This window comes from Thalassotalea sp. PLHSN55 (assembly GCF_052030545.1).
In the GTDB taxonomy this organism is placed as follows: domain Bacteria; phylum Pseudomonadota; class Gammaproteobacteria; order Enterobacterales; family Alteromonadaceae; genus CANMXU01.
The window spans coordinates 475,352-499,264 of sequence record NZ_JBPDIH010000004.1 but is presented as its reverse complement, the minus strand read 5'-3'; the positions used below and the strand labels follow the sequence as shown (position 1 = coordinate 499,264).

Here is a 23,913-nt window from a genome sequence, read left to right as displayed (position 1 = left end):
TTTATTCATTTAACAAGGTGATCACTTGCTCGAGCTGCGGCGTTAAGTCGGGTGGCAAGTGATGACTAATTTGCTTGCCCGACAATGGGCAGGCAAATGCGATTTTTACTGCACACAACTGTAAATTAAGCATCTCAGGGTAATGTTGTAATTCATCTCCATGCAGGCGATCGCCAACCACTGGCAAACCAATCGATTTAGCATGTTTTCTTATTTGATGCTTTCTGCCTGACTCGATCACCACTTCAACTAACGACAAATCATGGCTTGCATCATAATCAAGTTGCGAAAAGTGGCTGGTGGCTTTTTTGTCATCAATGGCAAGCGTAATGGTTTGTGGTTGTTCAAATTTGCTATGATCGCCATGGACAATAATATGATAATGCTTGTCTAGCTGATGATGTTCAAACATGGCACTTAATGCACGCGCAGCTTTTTTACTATGGGCGATTACAATTAACCCTGTTGCCGCTTTATCTAAACGGTGCACGATGTAACTTGGGCGCTGCGGCGTTATATGTTGTTCAACATAACGGCTAATCGTTAAATGGTCGCTCCATTTTGAGCCTTGGCTCAACATGCCATAAGGCTTATACCAAATGCTGTAGTCTTTATAGTCGGCAATTAATTGCGCCGGCGCACAAGTTTGTGCCAACACCGCCTCGTTATAATAAAAGTGTAGCTGGTCACCTGGTTGTAATTCTTTTTTTAAGCGTCTTAATCGTTGGGTATGTTTGCCACGTCTTAACCATAACGCACCTTTAGTAATGGCCTGCTTTAACTGTGCATTTGATAATTGGCAATGTTGAGCTAACGTGGCAATAAGCGCTGATGGTTGAGGATCGATAGTGAGGTGGCGTTCAAATTTCATGTTGATAACGTTGGACTTGCTTAGATTGTGCCAGTGTAACAAATAACTGTGCATAACGTGGTGAGATATTTTATAATTAAGCTTAGGTTTTATCGAAATGTGGTTAAATATGGAAAGAGATGTCAGTTTGTTCCCAAATGACGAAATTGGTGATTGCTTATGGCAAATGCTTGAAAATGGTCACGATTTATCGGCGGAGCATGAAGTTGAGTTTTCAACTATCTTTCCCTCACAAGAACTCGCGTTAAAATTTGGTCATATTCTGTTGGCCAACAACCAAAAATTATCTTTTTCTCCTTACCAAGGTAATGAACAATTACCGTGGGAAATTACCGCGTATCCTAGAATGGCATTGAGCTATCAAAACATCATTGCCTATCAAGCGTTATTAGAAGCCAATGCAGAAAGCTTTCAAGGTCAGTACGATGGCTGGTATTGTGTTACTGCTGCGAATGTTGCGTATTAGTGATGATAGATAAACAAAGCTTTAAGTCGTTGCAAAAAAAGAGTGCTAGCTCTTTTGCTCAGCAAAAAAATGTGATTAAAAAGTTGCTATTAGGTCAACCTGTTGCATGTCAGCACTGCAAACAAGCGCTGAGCATTACTTTGCCATCAGATGACAATCAGGCAACTGGAATATGTTGCCCAAAAGGTTGTACCGACGTCGCACTCGATTTTTCGTAAGTCACATACCTTACCAAGTGTTTTATAAAAATGTCGCGATATCGTTAAGCGGCTTTTTCATTTGTGCGTGTTTAGGTATCGTTGCGTTTTGCGCTGGATAACCAATAACTAACAACATATAAGCACGGTCGTTGTCGCTACGCTGACAAATTTTATTTAAAAATGACATCGGTTTAGGCGTGTGAGTTAAGGTTGCTAATCCGGCGTTATGTAATGCGGTAATGAGAATACCTGTTGCTATGCCAACCGACTCATGCACGTAATAGTTGGTTTGTTTATCTTGTGCTTTAATGCCGCCTTTTTTTTCGCTGAATATCGCAATAAGCCAAGGGGCATGTTCTAAGTAAGGTTTTTGCGCATCGGTGCCGAGATCTTTTAGCGCTTTTAGCCATTCTTCACCTGCACGGCCAGCATAAAAAGCCTGCTCATGCGCTTCAGCTTGCTGGCGTATTTGTTGTTTAACATCTGGGTTTTGCACCGCAACAAAATGCCAAGGCTGATGATTTGCGCCGCTCGGCGCCGTGCCCGCGGCTTTAATGCAATTTTCGATAATGCTTTGTGGTACCGATTTATCACTGAACATACGAATCGAGTGACGCCTTTTAATGTTTTGATAAAAATCAGCTGAGCGCTGTAGCATTTCATTTTCATCGTATTCAATAAAGTCGCTTAGTGGTATCGCGTCGTGTTCTTTCATCTTGTACTCGCAGGTTTATTATCGATTTTAGCTGTTCTAGGTTTTTAGCTTACGGCTTTTATAAATCACAAAGCAACTCCCCAACCGATTAAATCCGTTCGAAGTTTTTAGCAAGTTGTCAATTTAAATCGACATTGAGCTGTTCGACTTTTTACTACCAGCTTTTGCCAATAGATAAGAAAAAGGAATTTTGACCTTTTTCAGCATAACCAAAACCTAAGGCGACCGGGCCCATACTGGTATCTGTGCCTAAAAACAAACTACTGCTATAAATTACATCGTCGACATTAATATGCTCTGCAAGCGTCCAGACATTACCTGCCTCTAAGCTGGTGCCTAAATACAGCGGAAAATCCGTTAAACCTAAGGTATCGCGTCCTAAGTCATAGTGATAAACCAAAGCGCCAAACAGTTTATGAGCGCCAACCAGTTCATTACGCTGATACGCTGAAAGGTTAAGAAATCCGCCTAGTTCAGAAACATGTACGGTATAGTTATTTTCACTGTTCACTTTCGCGTATGAAGCTATTCCCACTAAAGTGTGGTGTTCTAGTGAGATAGCGCCGCGCCAATTAATGTCATATTTAATGGATTTATCGGTGTTGGCATCAAAATAAAACTGGTCGTATTGATCATTACCAAGGCGTAAATCAAACGATAATTGATTGCCTGAAGTCGGGAAATTAATGCTATTTAAGTTGTCGTAACCTAAATGAAAGAAAAAACCGTACGAGGCAAAGTCCGCTTCGTCATCTGTCCAGTTCTTATAGGAAATATTACCTTTTTCGGCAATTAAACCGAGCTCGGCAATGCCATTGTCGAAAATGTTGTAACCTAAACTCATGCTCGCTTCGAGCGAGCGTTTAACGAGTTCATCGCTTAAACCTTCTTGGTTTTCACCGCCCCAGTCATGCTGATAAAATTGCAAACGTGCGCGTGAGAAAAAGCTATGTTCAATGTCGAGTGGTTGATAAAACTCGGTCGCAAATTTCTTTTCGTAGCCTATGGTTAAGTCGTTACGCCAACTACCGCCATTGATGGTAATATCGGTTAATACATAGGAGAAATCGAGTAATACTGTGGTGTCTTGTGAAAAGTTGTCTTGCATACTAAAGCCAACATTAATGTAGTTGGGGCCCCACGATTTTGCTCGGGTAATTAATGTTAGCACGCGACCGTTTTCGTCGTCGGTAAATTCAGCGTCAACGTATTCAAATTTATCTAGTGCGTAAACGCGATCAATAGCTGCTTTTAGTGCTTGCTGATTTAACACTTGACCAACTTCAACGGCAAAGCTGTTTTTAATAATGGTATTATTTACTTTTGACTGGTTAGCAAAATGAATAGCGGTAATTGGTTTTTCAATGGGGGAAAACCATTTTAAGCTGCGTTGTTTTTTCTTCGCTTGGTATTGCGCGAATGCTTCATCAGATAGGCTAAGTGCTTGCAATTGTTTGCTATGCAATAAGGCGGCTTGTTCACCTAAGACTAATGCCTGTGGCAAAATCGACCAGTCGGTGGTACTTAATTGGCCAACATCGGGTCTTATTAGTATATCGCCTGGTTGTAATAGCTTTTTCTGCGCTTCCGATGTGGCATTGGTCAAAAATGTCGATAATTGATTCAATACGTCGATGGTCATCTTGATTTGATCTTTTGAACTCAATGAAGAGCCAATATCAACGGCAATAACGATATCTGCGCCCATTGCCTTAACCACATCAATAGGCATGTTATTAGCTAAGCCACCATCAACTAACATCATGCCGTTAATATCTATGGGTTGAACAGCGCCAGGTACTGCAGCAGAGGCGCGCATGGCATCAACTATGCTGCCTGAGTCTAAAACAACCGCTAAACTGGTTACCAGATCGGTTGCTACGGCGCGATAGGGGATCGCGAGGTTGTCGAAGCTGTCGAATTCAGCAACCAGATCAGTCGACTCTTTTAGTAATTGCGCTACAGTTTGACCAACTAAAAAACCACTGGTTGTTTTTAATTCTTCCTCGCTATAACCAAACTTTAACGGAATGTTGTATTGATCTTTACGTTGCTTTTCTTCGTAATGCAGCGACTCACGTGGAATAGTGTCTGAATAGCCTGCATCCCAATCAAGCGTGAGCATGCGTTTTTCAATTTCTTCAACAGAGTAGCCAAGTGCGTACATGCCGCCCACATAGGCGCCAATACTGGTGCCGGTAATGTAATCGACGGCAATATTATGCTGTTCGAGCACTTTTAAAACGCCAATATGGGCAGAGCCTTTAGCACCACCGCCACTAAGTACCAAGCCTATTTTGGGCGGCGTGTTGGCATAAGTTACCTGACTAATTAATAAGCATATTAAAGCGAGAAAATATCGGTGTAATGGCATGGTCATATCGGTTTTATTGGTTTATTTATCGATAAAAAAACGATCCGCAAGGGATCGTTTTCGTTAAAGTTTTTACTGTGTTATCGACTGATTTGCTCTTCGTCGACAGTTAGCTTTTCATTTTTAAAGTGGCGGTCAAAAAAGCTCATAATGGTATTGTTTAAATGAACTTTGACTTTTTTACCACGCATACTGTGTTTGCTGCCGGGATAAGTCATTAATTCAAATTGCTTATTTTGATCTTGCATTGCTTTGATCAACTTAGTGGTATTGGTAAACAAGACGTTATCGTCTGCCATGCCATGATAAACCATCAACGGACCTTGCAAGTCTTTAATGTAAGGGAATACGCTGCTGCTTTGGTAACCGTCGGCATTTTTTTCTGGATGATTTAAATAACGCTCGGTGTAGTGGGTGTCATATAACATCCAGTCGGTCACTGGGGCACCAGAAACACCAGCTTTAAAATATTCACCCGCTTTGAACATATTCATTAGCGCCATGTAGCCGCCATAAGAGTGACCAAAAATGCCAATACGCTCTGGGTCTACATAAGGCAAGCTATGTAAAAACTTCACGCCGCTTATTTGGTCGTCAACCTCAACCGTTGCTAAATTTTGATAAATTGGAAATTCAAATGCTGTGCCGCGATAATTAGAGCCACGGTTATCTAACTGAAATACCACGTAACCTTGTTGCGCCATATATTGCATCATATCGCCACCTTGCCAGCGGTTGGTAACGCGCTGAGCATGTGGTCCGCCATAGACTTTGACGATCACAGGGTATTTTTTACCCGGCTGCATATTGCTAGGTTTATACAACTTGTAATATAAATTTGTACTATTGTCGTCGCTTTTTATTGACCCAAACTCTGGTTGGATCAACTGTTCAAAAAATGGTTTGATTGGGTGACTATCGTTAACGGCATTTTCTTCTAGCCAAGTCAGTTGTTCACCACTGCTAGCGTGCAGGCTGACTTGTGTTGGGGTATTTATATTCGAGAACTTGTCGATATAGCTGTTGCTGTCTTTTGAAAATACAATGCTATGAGTACCATTTCTTTTTGAAACACGCACGACATTTTCTGGAGATTTACCAGTTAACGGTACTTTATACAGATGACGCTCAAGTGGCGTATCGGCACGGCCAGTAAAGTAGAGCCAACCGTTTTCTTCATCAATATTTTCAATTTTATCAACGACCCAAGCGCCTTTGGTGAGTTGACTGATCAACTCTCCGTTTTTATTAAATCGATATAGGTGTTTAAAGCCATCGCGCTCTGAAGCCCAAATAAAGTCACCGTTGTCGAGAAAGTACAAATCGTTGTGAAGATTTATCCAATAATCAGATTGCTCGGTAAGTAATGTTTTTTGCTTACGAGATTTTAGCGAATATTCATTAAGCTTTAATGTTTGTTGGTTGCGGCTTTGCCATTGGTAACTGAGTTTATCGCCTTTAGGTAACCACTGTACCCGTGGTAGATAAATGTCTTTGTCTTCGCCAGTATCAATAAAGCGAATCTTTTTACTTTTTAGTTCAACCGTCGCTAACTTAATATCAACATTGTTAGTGCCTGTTGCCGGGTAGCGCTGCTCGATAAGCTTAATTTCTTCTGCATAAATTTCATTGCGAATAACAACGTCGACCGGGCTTTCATCGACCTTTAAAAACGCGATGTGTTTTTCATTTGGTGACCACCAATAACCTGTCATGCGATCCATTTCTTCTTGCGCGACAAATTCAGACATGCCATTTTTGATGACACCGCCGCCATCAGTGGTTAATTGCAGCTCTTTTCCGCTGTCAATGTTCAAGGCATACAAGTTTTGTTCACGAATATATGACACATAGTTGCCTTTCGGAGAGAACTTACTATCCGTTTCAAATGCTGGCGTATTGGTTAAACGCTTAGCGCTTTGCTGAGCCAAATTGTAATAAAACAAATCGCCATTGATTGGGAACAGCAAAGCACTGCCATCGGCAGAAAATTGATATTCCATAATGCCAGAGCCGTATACACGTTGACGCTCGCGACGTGCTTTTTCTTCGTCTGACAATTGCTCGGTGCCACTGAATATATCAAGGGAGTCGACCAAGAGTTTGTTTTCTTTTTCCGCTAAATTATATTCCCATAAATCGTATTGATTGAGGTTGTCTTTTTTAGCTTGTAAATAAGTGACGCGGCTGCCGTCGGGTGAAAACTTTAACGACTTTGGTGTACTGCCATTTAACGAAGGCGCGCTGAATATTCGATCAATGGATAATTGCTCTGTAGCCGCGGCAAAAGGAGAAGCGATAATAGCGAGTACGGGGATTAATAGTGGTTTAAGTAGTAATTTCATTAAGCGCCTATTACTTGAAAATTAGGGTATAAATGCCGTGTGGCACATTTGTATCATAATGTTAGCAATACTAACATGCTGTAATTCATTACGGGGATTTTTTGTTTTACTTGTGTCGTTTTTTAAAGGGTAAATGCGCACAATTTTTGTAACATACTTTGTGCGCCTAGTAACACCAGTATTGGTAAATATGTCAGTCACTGGTTTAGCGACTATGCGCACAAATAGATGTTTAAACTTTACCTGATCAGTTCAATAAGCTCGTGAATGGTTTTTACTGGCGTAATTTTGGCGCCAAGTCCTTCCATCGATTTGTGATAATTTCGATAAGGAATAAATATTTCATCAAAGCCATGTTGCGCCGCTTCTTTAACACGAGGCACACCACTGTCTATAGGGCGCACATCACCATTAAGGCTTAACTCACCCATAATGCATGTAGTACGTGGCACAACAAATTCATTTAAACTACTCAGTAGCGCGGTGACTAAGGCTAAATCAATACAGGTTTCCGACTCATCAATTTTTAAACCGCCAACAATATTAAAAAAGGTATCGTGAAAAATTTTGGTTTTGGTGTGCTTACGTAATATGCCGGTTAGCATTTTAATGCGATTCATATTTAGGCCTACACAAACACGCTGCGGAAATTCCGCTTCAGTTTCTGTGGTTAAACACTGAATTTCTAACAATAAATTTCGGTTGCCTTTGCGAATACAGGTAATAGCTGAGCCGGGTGAATCTGTGGTTGAGCCAGATAAAAATATCTCGCTTGGGTTATCAACACTGAGCATGCCTCGCTCGCACATTTTAAATATGCCCACGGTGTCGATATCACCAAAACGGTTCTTATTAGCGCGTAAGGTGCGAATTTGTCCGTCGTTAGTATCAATATGCAAAAGCGCGTCAACAATATGCACTAAGGTTTGTGGGCCGGCAATTTCATTATTTTTATTAACATGGGCGATAATGAACATAGTGACATTATTTTGCTTACAATATTGCGTTAACGCCTGCGCGGCACTTTTAACTTGTGACGGAGAGCCGGGGCTACCATTGGCATTTTCGGTCACTACCGCTTGAATTGAATCGATAACTGCAAATTTGATTTTGTGAGCATCAAGTTCTTCTATAATCGCTTCGACACTGGTTTCTGATAACAAATATAAATTATCTTCGTTGTATTCTAGCTTTAAGCGCTGCACACGGTTTTTAAACTGCGATAAAGACTCTTCTGCCGTACAGTAAAGCGAGGCTTTTTCTTGCGACATTCGTGCGACCAAATCAGACAATAACGTGGTTTTACCTGCACCTGGGTCACCTGAAATAATGTTAACTGAGCCCGTGGTAACGCCACCACTTAATACTCGGTCAAGTTCGCCAATGCCGGTTAAGTTTTTTTCTGCTTCGGTACTGGTGACATCATGAATCTTTTTAGAACCACCACCAACGCCGCCAGCATAACCTGCAGTTGCCGTTCGTGTTGACGCTGTTGTTTTGCTTTTACTGGCTGATATTTTCATTTCTGCCAGTGTGTTCCATGCGCCACATCGACATTGACCTTGCCAGCGGGTGTAATTCATACCGCAATCGGTACAGACAAATTCTATTTTTGGTGCTTTTGCCATGGGGCTATTTACTCGTTTCAAGGTACTGCGTTATTTTGGGTATAATAATTGCTTTCATTTTATAAATGAAATTTATTGCTAACTTATTGGCGAAAATCATATAAATGTAATCGAATTGTTGTGTCAAAAATAGAATTCGATTAGGTTAACATTATCTTATTTTTATTTAGCGTTATTGTAGTGACATATAGGTTTAAATGACTAAAGATTTTTCACAACATCAGGAAATTATTTCTAAGTTCAGGGGGCAGGTTTCAAAAAGTGATTTTGAAGCTAAATTTGCTACTGCGACTAAGAAAATCCCTAAAACGGAACGTTTTTTGTTGAAGATGGAACTTAAACGATTAGCGGGCGAGTGTACACGCTTAGTTGATTTGCGCGGTCATGTTGATGGTGATTGTCGTGCGTATGAGCATGACAGCCGAGTACATTATCTTGACGATGTCGCCATTAAAGCTTTTGAAACTAATATTAAAGCCTACGGTAGTTATACGTTTGGTGTTTATGAAGCGGTCATGAATACTGAGAATAATTTTCGGGTGATTTATCAACGAGAAAAAGCGGGTGTTAAAACTCCGGCAACTGCTGATAACCCGAAAGTGTATGAGAAAACCCAATACCCGGCAAAGCTTTACGAATTTGGTCATTATTTTGACCGCAGTGAAGAGCGAATGAATTTTGCCATTGCTGTTTTAGTGGCTGACGGCAACTTTAAAGAAGTTGAGGCCGTAAGCTCTGATATTAGTATTAATGGCTGCCGTTTGCGCCTAAAAGGGTTTTCTGAGGTGAAAATAGGGCAAGTATTAGACATTCAGTTTACTGGCTTTGCTCAAGAATTTGAGTTTGGCAAACAAAATACCTTCAGTTATGAAGTACGTAATTTTCAAAATTTAGAAGGTATTCAGCTTGTTGGCTTGCAACGCGTTTATACCGGTAATAGCCAAAACGACGCCTTTAAGCGCTTTTTAAAAGGCTACATTCAAGGCAATAAACGCCGATATAAAATTAATCTTGATAATACCATTGCGGCATTGCAGTCGAGACACCTAGAAACATTCACCATCGCCAAACTTAATGAATTACCTGTTTTTATTGAACAACAAGGTAAATTATTGGCGGCTAAATATGCGCTGACTTGTTCAAATAATCAAAATGTATTTCAGTATTGGCAAAATGAGAAACGACATTCAACCTTAAGTTATTTGATCAGCCCAGAACGAATTGAAAAGCTACTTAAAGCGAGGCGTTTAGGGCGCTCATTTATTGTCTATAGCTTTGTTCATGAAAGCCAAGGAAAAAGTTATTTTTATAGTGCTGACGAAGTAGAGCTTAAAGAAGATAAAGCCTTTATGTCGCAATTTTTGGGCTTTGCTGCATCGAAACCTAATTTTGCCATTTTTGATTTAAGCCTAATCGATGTGCAACCAAGTGATGCGCATTCACCGTTAACTTTGTCCGATACCTTAACTAAGAAAAATGAATATTTAAATACGCCGCCTTCTGAAGAAGTTAAACAGCTATTAGCTAAAATTCCTTACATCGTGGTAGTGCAAGATATTACCCATCCGCAACTGTTGGAAAATTATCAAGCGTTTGCTTTTGAAGACATTAATATCAATCGCATAAAACGCTTTGGACATAAACCGGTGGAGAGTCTGCCAAGGGTAGATGAAGTCGGCATCAATTATAAGAACCAACGCCAAGAGCCGCGCTTTAAATATAATACCCCTGTGGTTGCCACCTCTGACGGCGTGCAATGGACCGGACGTTCACATGATTTTTCAACATCAGGTTTAAAAATTGAAATTGATAAATCAACAGTGTTAAAAAAAGGCGACGTGGTTAACTTAACGTTTCCTAATTTGCAGAAAATCACGTCATCTTTTGAACTCAAAGATTTGCCCTATGAAGTGATGCGGATCAACCGTAAAAAAACCATTGTCAATTTACGTGTGATTGTTGAACAACATCAGCATATTGGTCGCTCGTTTTTTAGGTTGCTTATTGATAAAAATCGCGACAAATTAACGCCAGATGAATATGCCTTGATCACACCAGGTATGGCCAAAGCACTGCGTAATATTTATAGCGCGAGTTTAAATATTGCCAGTTTTATTGTGCAAACCAGTGGTAGCCGTTATAAAACGGAATGTATTACTGGCAGGGGAGAGCACGGTAAGTTATTACCCACTTTACAAGGTTTAAGTGATAAACGTGGCCATTATAATTTGTATCCGTTTTTTGGTGAGCAGAGCCTGCAAAATCAAATTATGACCAGCTTGAAGAAAATGCAGCCAAGCGATTTTCCTGAAAACTACATTGTTTATATCGCTATCGACCATAGCCAAGAAGAATTAGAAGATAAAGTCAGTGTTCGAACCGACAGCCAGTTAAAAACCTTAAAGTTACAACAAATGTTTATTTCAACGGCATTGAAAAAAGGTGACTTTTTTGCGGTGCAGTTAAAAATGTCGCGTGCTGATGAGCCTGATATGGATCATTTAAACCCTGAACTTAGCTATATTAGTTCTTATGCGATTCACCGCGGTAAGCAAATAGAGAAAGACATTTGGAGTGTCGCGGGCATTATCGAGCTTTACGACATTACCCACGAAGTTTTGTTAAGGCGACAAGCACAGCAACATTAGCTGCGATGGAGCTCGCTGGGTGTTTGACCAAAGTATCGACTAAACTCGCGACTAAATTGGGTTGGGCTTTCATAGCCCACCTGCGCTGCAGCTTGTTTTACTTTTAACCCTTGATCTAATAATAATTCTCTGGCGCGATTTAGGCGTATTTTCTTAATGTACTGTATTGGCGACGATGCCGTTACCTGTTTAAAAACGCGATGAAACGTTGAGCTGCTCATGTTCGCCATACTGGCAAGTTGTTCTACGTCGATGCTATTCTCATAATGAATGTGCAAATGTTTCAACACTCGCTCCATTTTAGATAAATGCGTATTGTGGGCAACGAGCGCAAATAACGGCGCGGCGTGTTGGCCTTGCAATACATGAAAAAACAACTCTCTCACTAAACCTTTACCAATCACTTCACACTCAATTGTGCTCGTCAAACAATCGGCCAGTCTGCTAACAACACAGGCAAAGGCTTCGCTGCCTTGGCTAACAAACAAGCCTTTATTATCAGCAATATTATTATGCTGATTCACATAGCCATGATCGTCGAATATGCGTACTAGCTCATTTAACATCGCTAAATCAAAATCGACAATAAGTGATAATAAAGGCTCGCCGGGTGTCACTATGGTTTCGCATTCCGCCGCAAGCGGCAAGGTTAACACTAAGTAGTTATTGGCGTTGTAGTCGTAGCTTTGTTTATTAAAAAACACCCGCTTATGACCTTGCACAACGATAATAATGCCTTGGCTATAGCATAGTGGAATTCGGCCAGTTGAGTGGCTAGCCTTAAAAACCTTTACACCGTTTAAAGGTGTGTTGTTAATACCTTCGTTAAGTGCAAGTTTTTTTATATGTGTAATTAAACTATTCACCGGTAATTTCCATCGCGTATTAATGAACTATTATCAATGGAGCAAAGTATAACTATTTATATAAGCTAGATCTTGTCTTTTTGTTAATGGTGATAGTTTTAGGCATGATATTGCGGCTTTTGTTTGTTTTATAGTGTATTTGGTTTGGTAAAATGTACCCATATTAACACGAGGGCAAATTATGCAAGATTTTGATTATTACAACCCAACTCATATTGTTTTTGGGCAAGACCGTTTAGCCGAGTTAGATAAATTAATTCCTGAAAATGCCAAAGTGATGGTGTTATACGGTGGTGGTAGTGTTAAGCGTTTTGGCACGCTTGAAAAAGTTACCAAGCAATTAGGTGACCGTCAGGTGATTGAATTTGGTGGCATTGAAGCTAACCCTGAATTTGACACCTTAATGAAAGCGGTTGCAGTGGCAAAAGCTGAACAGGTAGACTTTTTACTAGCTGTTGGCGGTGGCTCGGTAATGGACGGCACTAAATTTATCTCGCTAGCTGCGACTATTGATAGCGATCATAGCAGTTTATTGTTTCATGGTTTTAACCCAGTACCACTTAGTAGCGCTATACCGCTTGGCTGTATTGCTACTTTACCGGCCACAGGCTCTGAAATGAATAGCTTTGGTGTTGTTACTTTTAATGAGCAAAAATACCCATTTACCACGCCGCTGGTGTTTCCTAAGTTTTCATTATTAGATGCAAACTTTACCTTTACCTTGCCAAAAGAGCAGATAGCTAATGGTGTTGCAGATGCCTTTATCCATGTTATCGAGCAATATTTAACGTACCCAGTGAATGCTAAAATTCAAGACCGTTTTTCTGAAGGTATTTTAAAAACCTTAATTGAAGACGGCATTGTCACTTATCAAGATAACGATAATGTTGAAGCTCGCAAAAACTTTATCTGGTCGGCAACATCGGCATTAAATGGCTTGATCGGTATGGGGGTGCCACAAGATTGGTCTACTCATATGATAGGTCATGAATTAACGGCAAGTTTTGGTATTGCTCATGGTCGTACATTGGCGATTATTTTGCCAAGCTTATTACGGGAAAGAAAAGCGCATAAACAGGCAAAACTGGTGCAATTTGCTGAACGTGTTTGGGATATTGATGAAGGTAGTGATGATGAGAAAATTGATTTAGCGATAAATAAAACTGAACAGTTTTTTAATTCGCTTGATATTGTCACGTCACTTAGCCATTACGGTATCGATGATAGCGGTATCGACAAAGTAGTGAACAATATGGAAAAAATGGGGCTAACTCAGCTTTCAGAAAGTGGCGATTTAACCTTAGACGTGGTGCGTAAAATTTTAGTCGCCGCGAAGTAAAACGGCATTAATGGTTAAGTAACACTTTAGCCTGACAAATAAAAAGCCCTGCTTGGTTTAACCGAGCAGGGCTTTTAAATTTTCTATACGGGTTTTAGCCTATGCTAGCCTAAGCTAGCCAATGCAACATACAATCCAGTCCTACGTGGCTAATACTGGTGTCTGCTTGTTCAAGTACAATTGGTTTCGCGTGATACGCGACGCCTAAATAAGCGGCGGCCATCATTACTAAATCATTGGCGCCGTCGCCCATGGCAACAGTTTGATTATGCGCAATACCATATTGCTCACTTAAAATGGCTAAGCTGTCGGCTTTGGCTTGAGCGTCAACCACGTCACCTAATACCTTACCGGTAAGTTTGCCGTCGATAATTTCTAACTGGTTGGCAAAGGTGCGGTCAAGGTCAAGCATGCTTTTTAAATGTTCAGAAAAATAGGTAAAACCGCCAGAGGCTATCGCCACTTTCCAGTTATTTTCTTTTAATACTTTGATGAGCGGTTTTAGGCCGGGCATTAACGGGATGTCTTTAGCTACTGCGGCTAATATTGATTCAGGCGCATCTTTTAAGGTGGCAACACGCTGATGTAAACTTTGCGCAAAGTCGAGTTTACCTTGCATGGCTAGCTCGGTAACTTCAGCAACTTCTTCACCAACACCAGCAAGGGCGGCAATTTCATCGATACATTCAATTTCAATGGTGGTTGAGTCCATATCCATGACCAATAAACCCGGCTGTGCAAGCTTAGGTGCATTTTCCAATAAAGCTGCTTCAATATTATTCGCTAACGTAAAACCTGCTAATGCGGCACGTGCTTGGCTAAGATCAGCAACCGACACTTCAAAACGAATACTAGTTTGTTGATTGCGCAGGTTAATCGCGTTAATTGCTGAAACCGTTAACTGACAGTGCTTCGTTAATTCAATGAATGTTTCAACTGTGATGGTGTCAAAAACCACTAAGGCAATATTTTCTTGAGCATTAAGCTCAGCCACTTTGTCTAGTGTGGCAACTTCGGCGACATTACATGGCAATTTGCTATCAATAAGTAGCTCGTCATTATTGATTTGACAAAAATACGGAAAAGCTGATTTGGCTTCTGCGATTGAAAATGTTTGTGCTAGGCTCAAGCTATTAACTTCAGCAATGGCTATTTTTTGAACGCTGGTCGACACGTGAAATCCTTGAAAATCATTAATATAAGTAATTAACTGCATGCCAGCATTTAAAAAAAACGTATAAAGCTCTATAGTGACAGTATATGTAGCTTAATAAACACTGTTTTCATGACGCAATCAGAACAGCCTTTATACCCTAAACTATCGTCGATTTATAATAAAATTATGCAATTAGCTATAGCAATTGCGTTGATCATCGTTTTGCTCAGCATTTTAGTTTTTAACCAGCAAAGCAATAGCGACAATATTGAACAACACTTTAACCATGTTGCTCATGAATATAGCGGCCAAGCGGCCTTGGCAATATCGGCTTTATTAGTTAAGAAAGACAACCAGGCATTGCAAGATTATATTGATGAACTGGCGTTATCATCAGAGGTGATCCACAACGTTCATATTTATGGCGTTTCAGGGCAATTATTATTTAGCTCAGATGCTGCGCAGTCTATCCGTGCGCTTTATGGCATTGAGCAGCACAAAATTAACAACGGCGAATTATATATTCCGTTTGTTGAAGAGTTACGTGCGGACAATTTGCAAGGCTATTTACGCTTAACCCTAGTGAAAGAGCAGCTAGTGACTCGGCTTAATCATGCTAATAATGAATCATCAGAGATGTTTCGCATTATGCTAGCTCTAGCGGGCATTGTTGGTTTTTTACTAACCCGTGGTTTAAATCGTTTTAGTCGTCAAGGTTATCGTTTAGCAAAAGAAACGACTAACAAGGCAACTTAGTTGTATTGGCCTTGTGTGTCGCTTAGCTAATACCTTTTAGCTAATACCTTTTAACTAATACCTTTTAGCTAATGCCATTTAACGAATACCGTTTAACTAATGTCGTAAAATTATCGTGATTTACGCGCCCGCAAAAAATAGCTGCTCAATGTTTTGCTCAATTATCGCGGCTATTTCTTCTTTCGACTCGGGTCTTATTTGGCATAGCTGCTCAAAAATATTAATTAACCTGAGCGGTGAATTACTTTGTCCTTGAAAACCAAACAGCGGCATTGATGGCGCATCGGTTTCTAATACTAAACTTTCCAGCGGTAACCGTTTTATCGCTTTAAGGGTTTTTTCGGCTCTTGGGTAGGTAATTGTGCCGCCAATGCCAAGTTTAAAACCTAAATCTATATACTGACACCCTTGTTGGTAACTGCCTGAAAAAGCGTGAATTATGCCGCCTTTTGATAATTGTGCTTTTTTTAACATCGGCATAATGTTTTGATGTGATCTGCGATGATGCACAATGATTGGCAAGTGATACTGCTTAGCAAGCTGCAGCTGATAGTCAAAGAAAGTGATTTGCTGAGCAAGGTTATCTTGTTCTTTTACGATTACGCCATCGATACCGGCTTCACCAATGGCCACGAGCTTATGGCTATTTTGAGCAACTTTATCGCTTAGTTTTTCAAGCGCCTGCTGCGTTAAATCTTTTAAATACCAAGGATGAATACCTAACGCCGCATAACATTGAGCTTTTTTTACTTTTGGTGTTGGTTCTACAACGTCATTGGCGTTGCAGAAGTTAAGCACACTTTGCCAATTATCGGGAGATACAGACGGTACGATAATTTTATCAATATGCTGTTGATAGCATTGTTCAAGTAACTGCTCGTCACTGGCAAGTTGCTCAAAATCAATATGGCAGTGGCTGTCGGTAAAGTTCATCAAAGTGTCATACTGTCCATGTTGTTATCGCGCTAGTGTTATTGTAATTAAAACATAATAGAAAAAATTCTTCAGTTAAGGGAACTAAATTATAAAATTTATCTCTATAAGCTGCTTGTCATTACTTTTCCTCGATGCTTCGCCTAATTTTGATGTGAGTTGTATTTTACATCACTGCAATTTTAAAAATAGAGTTACATTTGCTTTGATTTTGTTATTAACACAAAATCAGTGGCTTACGTGTAAATGTAAAAGGCGTAGTTACATTTTAAAACGCATTTCAACGCTTGCTTACAGATAGTTTTGCTAAGGCTAGTTACAATTTGCACAAGTAAATTTATTGATATTTTTTCGAGCCAAATGAGCTTTAGCATCAGCTAGCCATTACCTTGTTGACAATATTGGTAGTAGCCTTTGTATTTAGTGAGTAGCCTACTATGACTAAACCAGTAAGACCTTCTTTTAAAAAGAAAACCAGTATCAAGAGAAAAATTGGCATGATCGTCGGCATTGTTGCTGTTGCAACCGCTGCTTTTCTGAACAGCCTGCCTGCCAGCGACAACCCCCTTGCTGAAGACAACCTTCCGAGCAAAGCTAATACCATTTCGGTGGCTGGAACGTTTGAATTTACCAGCCAAGACCCGTCGCTACATGGCTATGTTTATACTCGCATGCAAGTGATGGAAACCTTATTAAATGTTGATAAGTATGGCCAGTTAACCGCAGGCTTAGCAAACAGCTGGCAGGTCAGCGAAGATGCGCTTACCTGGACATTGAATTTACGCCAAGATGTGAAATTTCACGATGGCACGGCAATGAATGCACAAACGGTGCAAAATAGTTTGTTATTTGCTATTGCCAAACACGGTCCGATTAACAATGCACCGATCAATGACGTAATCGTTAATGATGAATTTAGCCTGTCTATTACTCTTGAAAAACCTTACAGCTCATTAGGAAGTTTACTCGCGCATTACTCGACGTCAGTATTAGCTCAAGCCTCTTTTAATATGCAAGGTTATGTAAATCATGCCATTGCCACTGGCCCTTACCAAGTATTTGAATTTGCGCCACCTCATAAACTTGTTGTGGAGCGTTTTAATGATTATTGGGGCGAAGTCGCACACGTAAAATATGCCAGCTTTTTAACCGGACATCGCGCAGAAAGCCGTGTTTTACAAGCCAAAAGTGGTCAAGCAGATATCGTTATTGTGCTCGATCCGGCAAGCCTTGAGCAACTTGATAACGCCAGTAATGTTAATGTGCATACCGATGTAATTCCTCGCGCCATTGCTTTGAAATTAAACAGTGGTCATCAATTTTTAAATGAATTAAATGCCCGTAAAGCGCTCAGTTTAGCCCTTGATAGAACCGGCATTGCCGAGTCGATTTTCCGCACGCCAGGTATTGAAGCTTATCAATTATTACCGGAGTCGATGAGTAACTGGCATTTAGCTAATTTACCGAAAAAAACGCAGTCAATTTCAAAAGCCAAGCAACTGTTAGCCGATTTAGGTTGGCAAAAAAATGCCGATGATATTTTACAGCGTGGTGATGAATTATTTGAGTTAACCTTAGTCACCTACGCTGACCGCCCAGAATTAGGCATTGTCGCCACTGCAGTACAAGCACAATGGGCTGAGCTTGGTGTAAAACTTAACATCGATATGGCCAATTCAAGTGCTATTCCAATGCAGCACCAAGATGACAGCTTAGAAGTTGGCTTAATTTCAAGAAACTACGGCTTTTTATCTGAACCTTTAGCAACCATTACTAGCGATTTCGGTGAAGAAAGAGGTGGTGATTGGGGCGCAATGAACTTTACCGATGCGCAACTTGTACAAAACCTTAATCGATTACAAAGCGTGGTTGAACGCAATGAATATCGACGTTTGGCTCAACAGGTGGCAGAGATTATTTATCAAAGTCATTCGGTTTTACCTGTGGTGTCTTATACCCAGCAAACGGCTGTAAATGAACGCATTACCGGTTTTAGATTTGACCCATTTGAGCGCAGTTACTTTTTAAATGAGATGGACTTTAAAAAATGATCAAAGACTTATTAATTAAACGGCTGATCCAGCTAGTTACGGTTATTTGGGGCGTAGGCACCTTAACCTTTATTATTATGCGTAACTTACCCGGCGATATGGCGTACCGCATTGCGGCAGGTCGTTATGGTTACGACAATGTTAACCAAGAGGCGGCGGCGTTAGTTACGCAAGAGCTTGGCCTTGATAAAAGTGCTTTTAGCGCGTATTTAAACTGGTTTGCGGATTTACTGCAGTTTAACTTTGGTAACTCGTTAGTGAGCGGCGAACCTGTGATTGACGTGGTTCAGCATCAATTAGGCCATTCAGTTATCTTAGCTTTTGTTGGTTTGTTTGTTTCGTTATTTATTGCCATTCCATTAGGGCTAATGGCCGCACGTGGCAGTAAACGCCTAGATAACTTTTTATTGGTACTATCAACGTCGGTTAGAGCAATGCCGGTATTTGTGATTGGCTTGGTGCTTATTCTCATTTTTTCACTTGAGCTTAACTGGTTTCCTGTGGCTGGCTTTGGCAGTGCCTCACACGTGGTATTACCGGCATTTACCTTAGCGTTATGTCTTGCGGCGACATCAAGTCGGGTTATTCGTGACGCGGCTAAAAAGGTATTTAACGCCTCGTTTTATCAATTTTCTAAAGTCAAAGGCTTAAGTAATAAAGCCACTTTTTTCCGTCATGGCGTACGCAATATTACCGTACCGGTATTGGCTTTTATGGGCATTCAACTGGTGACCATGATCGAAGGCATCGTGATGATCGAGTCGTTATTTTCATGGCCGGGTATAGGGCACGGTTTAGCGCATGCTATTTTTGCTCGCGATATCCCAGTTATTCAAGGAGCCGCGCTTTGTATGGGCTTTATGTTTGTGGTGCTAAATACCTTAATTGATTTAGCTTGTGCCAAGGTTGACCCGCGCTCAGGAGTTGAAAAATGCTAACCGCTCTTATTTCAAATAACTTTTTAAACAAGCTTAAAACTGGCCAGAAAATTGGCTTGTGCATTTTAGTAAGCTTAGTGATTTTTGCCGGCGTTGAACCGTTTATTTCAACTTTGTCACCTTATACTCAAAACCTAGATCAAGTATTAATGGCCCCAGGGAGTGAACATCTTTTAGGCACCGATCATTACGGTCGTAGCATGCTTAGCCGCATGGGTGATGCTGTGCGTTTATCCTTTATGCTCGGTGTTATTAGCGTGGTAACGGCAGCCGTTATTGGCACAACGCTAGGCGTGTGGGCTGCGTGGGGCAATGCCCGTGTTGCCCAAGGTTTAGACATTATTGTTAATATTTTATTAGCGCTACCGGGTCTTGTTGTGGTGTTGATGTTTACCGCGATTGTACCGGGTTCATTTTTAATGATTTATATCGCTATTGCGCTGGTGCAGTGGATTGAATATTTTCGCGTAGTGCGCGCTATTAGCCAAACGGTTATTCATAGTCCGCAGCTGCAATCGTCAGCCATGATGGGATTTGGTCGTTGGTATTTATTTAAACGCCATATCTGGCCAGAAGTATCGGGGTCGGTATTAACCTTAGCCGCCTTTGGCGCTGCCCATGCCATTTTAACTATGGCCAGTTTAAGCTTTGTTTATGTGGGATTACAGCCGCCAACCGCTGAGCTTGGCATTATGATTGTGGAATTATTTCCGTATTACCAAGAAGCGCCGTGGGCATTGGCTCAGCCGCTAATTGTGGTCGCGTTAATGGTATTAGGCTTTCACCTGTTAGCGGGAGAAAAATCATGAGTGTATTAATTAAAATTGAAAATTTAAGCATCTTTGCCAAAGTAGAGAGTGCCAAAGTAGGAAGTGCAAAAACAGAAGGTGCTGATAGTAAGGATACCTTACTTGTTGAAGGTTTATCACTTGAAGTATTTCAAGATCGCCCACTGACTATTTTAGGGGAAACCGGCGCAGGCAAAAGCCTATTAGCACAAGCGATTATGGGCTTATTACCAGAAGGATTATACGCCACGGGTAAAGTCTGGCTTTACGGACAGTTGCTTGATGATTTATCTGCCGATGCGATGCGTGGTTTTTGGGGCAAACAAATGGTGATGTTGCCGCAAGAACCGTGGAATTCCCTTGACCCATTAATGCAAAGCGGTCAGCAAGTGGCAGAAGTACATGAACTGGTTCACGGTTTAGCGCCGCACCTTGCTAGTGAAAAAGCGTATGACGAGTTAACTGAGCTCGACCTTGAAGCCAGTTATTTTAAGCGCTCTGGGCAATTATCTGGCGGCATGGCACAACGTGTTGCAATAAGCGCGGCAACGGCAGGTGGCGCAAATTTAATTTTAGCTGACGAGCCAACTAAAGGTCTTGATGTTAACCGCCGCGATACCGTGGTTGATTTATTACTTAAGCGTAGCGCCGGTGGCGCGTTATTAACTATTACGCATGACGTTGATGTTGCCAAGCAAATTGGCGGCGACTTAATGGTCATGAAAAAAGGTTTATTGGTTGAGCAGGGCAGTTGTGAAGATATTTTAGCGACGCCAAAACATGATTATACACAGGCATTAATTAATGCTGACCCGAGTCAGTGGCAAGCAAGTGCTAGCCAAACAAGCCAAGCAAAGTCGCCACAAGATGAAATACTCGCGGTTGAAAACTTAACCCTGCGCCGCGGCAATCAACAGCTATTTCAAAACTTATCATTTAACTTACACAAAGGCGAAGTACTTGGTGTAGTGGGTGATAGCGGTAGCGGAAAAAGCTCGTTAGGCGATATCATTTTAGGTTTATTACCTTATCAAAAAGGTCAAATTAAACGCACGGTTAACTCTACTAAAGCGTCTAATTCAGCTGGAGCAGGAAACCATCAATGGCTTAAGTTATTTCAAGATCCGCCGTCGGCGTTTTCTAAAGCGGTAACCTTAGGCACCTTATTAGAAGACTTGGTTGAACTTCATCATATTGATCGCAGCCGAATTTCGCCATTAATGGCGCGCTTAAAATTACCTGAGCAAATTTTAACGCGCTTTTGCACTGAAGTATCTGGCGGCGAATTACAACGCTTTGCCATTTTACGAGCGCTTTTACTTGATCCGGTATTTTTATTTGCTGATGAGCCAACCTCAAGGCTTGATCCGATCACCGCACAAGAAGTGATTAATTTATTAATTGAACTCGCGCAAGAGCAGGGCTGCGGCGTATTGCTAGTGAGCCATCACCCTGAGCTAGTGAATAAAGTTTGCGACAGAGTGATAACGATTGCAGCATAGCTAGGAGATTTGATAAACAAACAAGTAACAATACTTGCCGCTGTTCGCTACGCGATAGCGGTATGATGGGCAAGGAGTAGCTAATTGATAAAGGACTAACAAGTGCAGCGATATTTAAGATTAATTAACACTGTTTGGTTAATAGTGTTAATTTATTGGCCATTTTCATGGTCGATTGGCTTTTTTTTGACTGATGATATGACAAGCAATCATTTCTTGTGGTTTTATTTAAAGTGGTCGGCATATTTATATCCAGGCTACTACTTTATCAGTTTATTTGCGGGAGCTAAATTAGCCAAAGCATCTGCGCCAGTATGGGTAAAAGTATTTATTTCACTGCTACCAATGCTGAGCTTTACTCCTTATACCGCGTTATTTTTGTTTTTTGCTTTTAGCTCGTAAATCAAATTATTAAGACATTAAAAAAGCCGATATTATTAAGATAATATCGGCTTTTTAATGTTTGCTTGTCGCCTGAAGCTTTTAGCTTGTTACTTACAACTTCCCGCTTTTAGCTTGTTACTTGTAGCTTTTAACTTACAGCTTGCAACTTTTATTAGCTACATTCTTTCCATCACTTCAATGCCTAAAATATCTAAACCTTGCTTTAAGGTGTCAGAAATTAAGGCGCAAAGCGCTAAACGTGATTGCTTAACATCATCAGAAATGCCGTCTTTTAAAATTGGGCAGGCTTCGTAGAAGGTCATGTATAAGCTAGCAAGTTCGTATAAGTAGTTACATAACAAGTTAGGCGTACATTCGCTGATCACAGCATCAATAACATCTTCAAGTTGTAATAACTTTAACGCGAGCGCTTTTTCTTGTGGTTCAACTATCGAGATAACACCCGTGCTGTTGGTATCAAATTCAGCTTTGGTGAAGATACTTTGAATACGAGAATAGGCGTATTGTAAGTAAGGGGCGGTAGCGCCTTCAAAGCTCAGCATGGTTTTCCAGTTGAAAATATAATCGCTGGTACGGTTTTTTGATAAATCGGCAAATTTCACCGCGCCAATACCGACTTTCTCAGCAATTTCGCTTAATTTTTCAGGGCTGTAATCTGGATTTTTCTCAGCAATTAAATCGCTAGCACGGCTCACTGCTTCATCTAATAATTCTGCCAGTTTAATGGTGCCGCCAGTACGAGTTTTAAATGGCTTACCGTCGTCACCCATCATCATGCCAAACGGGCAGTGATCGTAACCAACGCGCTCTGGTAAGAAACCTGCTTTACGAGCAACCATTTCAACTTGTTGGAAATGCAGCGCTTGGCGAGCATCGGTGAAAATAATAATGCGATCAGCATTTAATTCACCGCTACGGTAACGACAGGCTGATAAATCGGTAGTGGCATATAAATAGCCGCCGCCAGATTTTTGCACGATAAATACCGAAGGGTCGCCATTTTTGTTGGCCATTTCTTCAATGAAAACTACGCGTGCGCCTTGATCTTCAACGGCGATATTTTTTGCCATTAACTCGTCAATCACTTTTGGCAAGTCAGGGTTGTAGGCACTTTCACCCATAATGTCGTCACGAGTTAAGGTAACATTTAACTTTTCGTAAATGTCTTCGCTGTGCTTGATAGAAATGTCGATGAACAGTTTCCACAATACTAAACAGTCTTTATCGCCGCCTTGCAGTTTTACGACAAAATCACGGGCGCGATCGGCAAAGCCTTCTTCGTCGTCAAAACGAATTTTAGCTTCACGGTAGAAGTTTTCTAAATCAGCTAATGCCGTTTCAGCTACTTCATTGGTGCTTAACTTGTCGCTTAAATGCGCGAGTAACATACCAAATTGTGTGCCCCAATCGCCCATGTGGTTTTGACGAATAACCTTATCGCCACGAAACTCTAAGGCGCGCACAACTGCGTCACCAATAATGGTGGAACGTAAATGGCCGACGTGCATTTCTTTAGCAAGGTTTGGCGCAGAGTAGTCAACCACGACGTTTTGAGCTTTGGCTTGGCCTTCAGACCCGCGCTGAGCAACACCTAATTTTTCATCGCCGCGAATATTGGCTAACTGAGCAGCTAACCAGCTTTGATCAAGGTGAATATTAATAAAACCAGGACCTGCCAATTCAACTTTTTCAGCAATGCCGTCTAAGTCTAGGTTTTCAACAACCTTGGTAGCTAATTCGCGTGGGTTAGTTTTTAATTTTTTCGCCGCGCCCATTACGCCATTGGCTTGGTAATCACCAAAGTTTGGTCGGCTAGAAAGGCTAACCGCAGGGTTAGTATCTTCTGGTAAACCGGCTGCAACCATGGCAGCAACGACTCTTTCGGCAAGTATTTCTTTAATATTCATTTCAATAACTCTTTTTCATTGTTAT

At 41.0% G+C, this 23,913-nt stretch carries 19 protein-coding genes; 10 read left to right on the top strand and 9 right to left on the bottom strand.

Annotated elements, in window-relative coordinates; translation table 11 throughout:
• Position 1 precedes the first annotated feature (1 nt).
• Positions 2–871, bottom strand: coding sequence for an RluA family pseudouridine synthase (locus ACRRSQ_RS10665; RefSeq protein WP_440875718.1), 870 nt, complete (start codon positions 869–871; stop codon positions 2–4).
• A gap of 97 nt (positions 872–968) precedes the next feature.
• Here ACRRSQ_RS10665 and ACRRSQ_RS10660 point away from each other — a divergent pair, with 97 nt between their 5' ends.
• Together ACRRSQ_RS10660 and ACRRSQ_RS10655 are read left to right on the top strand one after the other, a co-directional pair.
• Entirely contained in the window at positions 969–1,337 is a 369-nt protein-coding gene (locus ACRRSQ_RS10660) for a ribonuclease E inhibitor RraB (RefSeq protein WP_440875717.1), read from the top strand.
• A 2-nt stretch (positions 1,338–1,339) separates the two neighbouring features.
• Positions 1,340–1,555 carry a hypothetical protein gene (locus tag ACRRSQ_RS10655; RefSeq protein WP_440875716.1) on the top strand — a complete coding sequence of 72 codons (216 nt, stop codon included), beginning with the start codon at positions 1,340–1,342 and terminating at the stop codon, positions 1,553–1,555.
• Between the two features lie 22 nt (positions 1,556–1,577).
• Here ACRRSQ_RS10655 and ACRRSQ_RS10650 read toward each other — a convergent pair whose 3' ends face one another.
• From ACRRSQ_RS10650 to radA, 4 genes are all read right to left on the bottom strand, one after another.
• A complete protein-coding gene (locus ACRRSQ_RS10650) occupies positions 1,578–2,252 on the bottom strand; it encodes a nitroreductase family protein (protein ID WP_440875715.1) in 675 nt (224 codons plus the stop codon).
• 154 nt (positions 2,253–2,406) lie between these two features.
• A complete protein-coding gene (locus ACRRSQ_RS10645) occupies positions 2,407–4,632 on the bottom strand; it encodes a patatin-like phospholipase family protein (protein WP_440875714.1) in 2,226 nt (741 codons plus the stop codon).
• Between the two features lie 74 nt (positions 4,633–4,706).
• A complete protein-coding gene (locus tag ACRRSQ_RS10640) occupies positions 4,707–6,971 on the bottom strand; it encodes a DPP IV N-terminal domain-containing protein (protein WP_440875713.1) in 2,265 nt (754 codons plus the stop codon).
• Between the two features lie 239 nt (positions 6,972–7,210).
• Positions 7,211–8,599: a DNA repair protein RadA gene (radA, locus tag ACRRSQ_RS10635; protein WP_440875712.1), complete on the bottom strand. Its 1,389-nt coding sequence runs from the start codon at positions 8,597–8,599 to the stop codon at positions 7,211–7,213.
• 197 nt (positions 8,600–8,796) lie between these two features.
• Between radA and ACRRSQ_RS10630 the strand changes: the two genes are divergently transcribed.
• Complete coding sequence (locus ACRRSQ_RS10630; RefSeq protein ID WP_440875711.1) at positions 8,797–11,247, top strand: PilZ domain-containing protein; 2,451 nt, start codon at positions 8,797–8,799, stop codon at positions 11,245–11,247.
• Here the strand turns inward: ACRRSQ_RS10630 and ACRRSQ_RS10625 are convergent.
• Entirely contained in the window at positions 11,244–12,113 is an 870-nt protein-coding gene (locus tag ACRRSQ_RS10625) for an AraC family transcriptional regulator N-terminal domain-containing protein (protein ID WP_440875710.1), read from the bottom strand. The two genes, ACRRSQ_RS10630 and ACRRSQ_RS10625, sit on opposite strands and share 4 nt — an antisense overlap.
• Positions 12,114–12,294: 181 nt before the next feature.
• Between ACRRSQ_RS10625 and ACRRSQ_RS10620 the strand changes: the two genes are divergently transcribed.
• Positions 12,295–13,452, top strand: a complete 1,158-nt coding sequence (locus tag ACRRSQ_RS10620) for an iron-containing alcohol dehydrogenase (RefSeq protein WP_440875709.1) — start codon at positions 12,295–12,297, stop codon at positions 13,450–13,452.
• A gap of 109 nt (positions 13,453–13,561) precedes the next feature.
• On the opposite strand, the gene serB is transcribed toward ACRRSQ_RS10620, so the two are convergent.
• Positions 13,562–14,626: a phosphoserine phosphatase SerB gene (gene serB, locus ACRRSQ_RS10615; protein WP_440875708.1), complete on the bottom strand. Its 1,065-nt coding sequence runs from the start codon at positions 14,624–14,626 to the stop codon at positions 13,562–13,564.
• 111 nt (positions 14,627–14,737) lie between these two features.
• On the opposite strand from serB, the gene ACRRSQ_RS10610 reads away from it, so the two are divergent.
• On the top strand, positions 14,738–15,364 hold the full coding sequence (locus ACRRSQ_RS10610; protein WP_440875707.1) for an AhpA/YtjB family protein: 627 nt from the start codon (positions 14,738–14,740) through the stop codon (positions 15,362–15,364).
• Positions 15,365–15,484: 120 nt separating this feature from the next.
• Here the strand turns inward: ACRRSQ_RS10610 and ACRRSQ_RS10605 are convergent, their stop codons facing one another.
• A complete protein-coding gene (locus tag ACRRSQ_RS10605) occupies positions 15,485–16,297 on the bottom strand; it encodes a TatD family hydrolase (protein WP_440875706.1) in 813 nt (270 codons plus the stop codon).
• A 437-nt stretch (positions 16,298–16,734) separates the two neighbouring features.
• Here ACRRSQ_RS10605 and ACRRSQ_RS10600 point away from each other — a divergent pair, with 437 nt between their 5' ends.
• The 5 genes from ACRRSQ_RS10600 to ACRRSQ_RS10580 all read left to right on the top strand — a co-directional run bounded on the left by ACRRSQ_RS10600 (position 16,735) and on the right by ACRRSQ_RS10580 (position 21,978).
• The gene (locus ACRRSQ_RS10600; protein WP_440875705.1) at positions 16,735–18,348 is read left to right on the top strand and encodes an ABC transporter substrate-binding protein; all 1,614 of its coding nucleotides are present in this window, start codon (positions 16,735–16,737) and stop codon (positions 18,346–18,348) included.
• Positions 18,345–19,286 (top strand): ABC transporter permease, encoded by a 942-nt coding sequence (locus ACRRSQ_RS10595; protein ID WP_440875704.1) that lies wholly within the window; start codon positions 18,345–18,347, stop codon positions 19,284–19,286. Before ACRRSQ_RS10600 ends, ACRRSQ_RS10595 begins: the two co-directional genes overlap by 4 nt.
• Positions 19,280–20,095, top strand: a complete 816-nt coding sequence (locus tag ACRRSQ_RS10590) for an ABC transporter permease (protein ID WP_440875703.1) — start codon at positions 19,280–19,282, stop codon at positions 20,093–20,095. The genes ACRRSQ_RS10595 and ACRRSQ_RS10590 overlap by 7 nt, the downstream gene beginning before the upstream one ends.
• A complete protein-coding gene (locus ACRRSQ_RS10585) occupies positions 20,092–21,576 on the top strand; it encodes an ABC transporter ATP-binding protein (RefSeq protein ID WP_440875702.1) in 1,485 nt (494 codons plus the stop codon). Before ACRRSQ_RS10590 ends, ACRRSQ_RS10585 begins: the two co-directional genes overlap by 4 nt.
• A gap of 216 nt (positions 21,577–21,792) precedes the next feature.
• On the top strand, positions 21,793–21,978 hold the full coding sequence (locus tag ACRRSQ_RS10580) for a hypothetical protein (RefSeq protein ID WP_440875701.1): 186 nt from the start codon (positions 21,793–21,795) through the stop codon (positions 21,976–21,978).
• A gap of 158 nt (positions 21,979–22,136) precedes the next feature.
• Here ACRRSQ_RS10580 and argS read toward each other — a convergent pair whose 3' ends face one another.
• The gene (argS, locus tag ACRRSQ_RS10575; protein ID WP_440875700.1) at positions 22,137–23,888 is read right to left on the bottom strand and encodes an arginine--tRNA ligase; all 1,752 of its coding nucleotides are present in this window, start codon (positions 23,886–23,888) and stop codon (positions 22,137–22,139) included.
• Between the last annotated feature and the right edge of the window lie 25 nt (positions 23,889–23,913).